The 2,451-nt window shown below is 56.6% G+C and carries 3 protein-coding genes; all 3 read right to left on the bottom strand.

Features of this window, described 5'->3' with window-relative positions; translation table 11 throughout:
- Positions 1-157: 157 nt before the first annotated feature.
- Positions 158-727, bottom strand: a complete 570-nt coding sequence (gene cas6f / locus OP495_RS17175) for a type I-F CRISPR-associated endoribonuclease Cas6/Csy4 (RefSeq protein WP_280570963.1) — start codon at positions 725-727, stop codon at positions 158-160.
- A gap of 3 nt (positions 728-730) precedes the next feature.
- Positions 731-1,762, bottom strand: coding sequence for a type I-F CRISPR-associated protein Csy3 (gene csy3 / locus OP495_RS17170; protein WP_280564873.1), 1,032 nt, complete (start codon positions 1,760-1,762; stop codon positions 731-733).
- A 14-nt stretch (positions 1,763-1,776) separates the two neighbouring features.
- Positions 1,777-2,451, bottom strand: a 675-nt coding sequence (gene csy2, locus OP495_RS17165; protein WP_280570962.1) for a type I-F CRISPR-associated protein Csy2, incomplete at its 5' end; no start/stop codon positions are given.

Here is a 2,451-nt window from a genome sequence, read left to right as displayed (position 1 = left end):
TTTCTGAGCTGCCTGGGCGGCAGCGCACTAGAGCTTATCATAGCTAAATGCCTGATTGTTAAAGAGCATTCGTGCAAAGAAAGCGCCACACCCTTTTGCAAGGGGTGGCGCTAGGTCATTGATTTATAAGGCACTTAAAAGAAGCGCCAAAAAAGGGTCAAAACCACGGCACGGTCGCTTCACGGCTCAACCCATAGTGATTGAAGTGTCCAGCCTCAGGCTCGTCCAGGGGGGCGCCGTGTTCGATAAACAGTGCAAAGCGTTGACCACTAGAACGACTGTTTACTTGCACGAACGGCAGTGAAATCTTGCGTTCTGCGGGGGCCGATAGGCACTGGCGCGCTTCTTCTTCGCTGATGTCGTGGCGACGTGCGTAACGCTTGACCCGGCTTGGGCCGCCCGTATTGAACTGCCGCCGTGTAACACGACAATGGCGCGTCGCCGCCGGCACCGGTGCAATATCGGCAAGCTCGACGTGGTCACGCATGCCTGCCAACCATGAAAGCGCCAACAGTTGCTCGAGCCGCTCTTTTCGCGCATGTAGCCGCAACCGATCACCCGGCGTGCGTGCCCGCACGCCGGTTTTGTGATCGGGCAGGCTCACGCCGATATCATCGGCCTGCAGATCATAAAGCGCCCGATGGAGCTTGCTGTAGAGTGCGTTCATCAGCATCGACGCCGGAAACTCCGGGTCCGGCCGTAGCCGAATATCGAGATAATGGTCCATGGCTTACCCCGCTTCGCCGAAGACACCACCGCGAATCAAGGTCGCCATGACGAAGTGCTGTTGTTCCGTATTCGGCACTTGATCCTTGATCATCCAGTTATCCAGCAGCGAATAAAAATCCACTTTCTGCTTGGGCTGGCGATAGGCGGTGCCCTGAGTGGTCACGGAGCCATAGGGCTCAACGGCGATGGGGCCAAGACCGCTGCCATTTTCCGGCGCCGGATACCAGGTATCGATGGTGCGAATGGCATTGCCCAGCTTCTGGGAGTGAATCGCTGCCACATCGCCAACACTATAGAGTGTCTTGCTTTTATCGCCCCGCCCGCGCTCCAGAATCAGCTCTTGTGAGGGGAAGACTTCCTGACCGTTACCGACATGCGCAAAGGCAATCACTTCCAGAATCAAATGACGCTCACCCGCGAGAGCGTCTGCAATATCCTGCGCCAACTCCGAGGTTTGCGTATCACTGTCAAAACCGCGAAGTGACAAACTCAGTGCATCGAATGTCCATTCTTTGGCGACGTGACCCTTTTCCATGCGCCGAATGCGTACCTCGACTTGTTCGGCGCCGACACGGTTACGCCACAAAAAACGCCCATTCGCCAAATTGTGAGCATAACGCCGCGCCAGTTCACCAAACCCTTGCGCCTTCACATAGTCCGCAACGGCCTGTTGCAACTTGACTTGATAGTCGGCGTTATTGCATGCCGATGGCGTACCCGCGCCGCCCAGTACACGTAGTGTGAAACGCGCCATCAACGTATCGGTGTCATGGGGCAAGGTGGCGACATCGACGGTCTGAAGGTTCGGGTTTTCGATGGCGGCATCGAGCTTCGCCGGATCTTGTTCCTTTGCCTTGAGACGGTTGGAGATCGTACCGCGTACCGACTTTTCACGAACCGTGACCGATTGCCAATCCTCCAGCGCATCGCGCCGCGACCATTGCCCGGCATAGAGCAATGCATCGGAGGGATCGAGCTTACGCTCGAAAGCGAGAACGGAAGCAGTTTTCAAAGCATCGTCTTTCTTAGCCATTGTTGGGCTCCTTGTCATTCGGCGCGATGTGCGCGCTGGGCATAGTCGTTGTTAAGGCGATAAAGGCCGTCGTCGAGGTCATTATCGACGTACCAGAGCAAGTCTTCGGGGCACGTCAAACGGTGAGGGCTAATCCACTGCCCGATGGAGTAGATACTCTCCACGAAGCGAAACGGAATCTGCGTATCTCGCGCATTCGCTACGCTACCCGGCTCGAATTCTTCGGAAATGGCGCCATAACCTATCGGAATCGGCACCAGCCAACCGGGATAAGGGCGCCGTACTTCCCAGCTCACCTGTTCACTCTCGGGGTCGACATGGCACTCATGGTTGAGGCGCGATAGATCGAGCCAGGCATCCAACGCCGTCGCGTTTTCGTCTTGGGCTTGAAGAGTCCCGGTGTGCTCGGCAAGACGATCATCGCGTAACACCAAGGCAAAACCTGGCAACCAACGGCGTTTCAGACGCTTGAACTGTTGTTCGCGCTTACCCGAATCGTCATCCAGTGCGATCCACATCGGGCGTTGCCGGTCAGGGGCAACATTAGGGTTGGGCATTACGCTACCACCCGCTATGCGCATACCGGCCACGATATCCCCCGCTTGTTGTGCAATCTGCTGACGCTGCTCGTCCGTCGCCTTGGCAGTGATCGCAAATATCAGGGTGATGTCCAGATGGACACGCCCTTC

It is taken from the genome of Chromohalobacter sp. 296-RDG, from assembly GCF_029889885.1.
GTDB lineage: Bacteria > Pseudomonadota > Gammaproteobacteria > Pseudomonadales > Halomonadaceae > Chromohalobacter.
Note: the sequence above shows the minus strand (reverse complement) of the source record. Positions and strands in the feature narration are given on the sequence as shown.

Coding starts and splice junctions, on each gene's coding strand:
- cas6f (WP_280570963.1), bottom strand. CDS start 727: ATGGACCATTATCTCGATATTCGGCTACGGCCGGACCCGGAGTTTCCG.
- csy3 (WP_280564873.1), bottom strand. CDS start 1,762: ATGGCTAAGAAAGACGATGCTTTGAAAACTGCTTCCGTTCTCGCTTTC.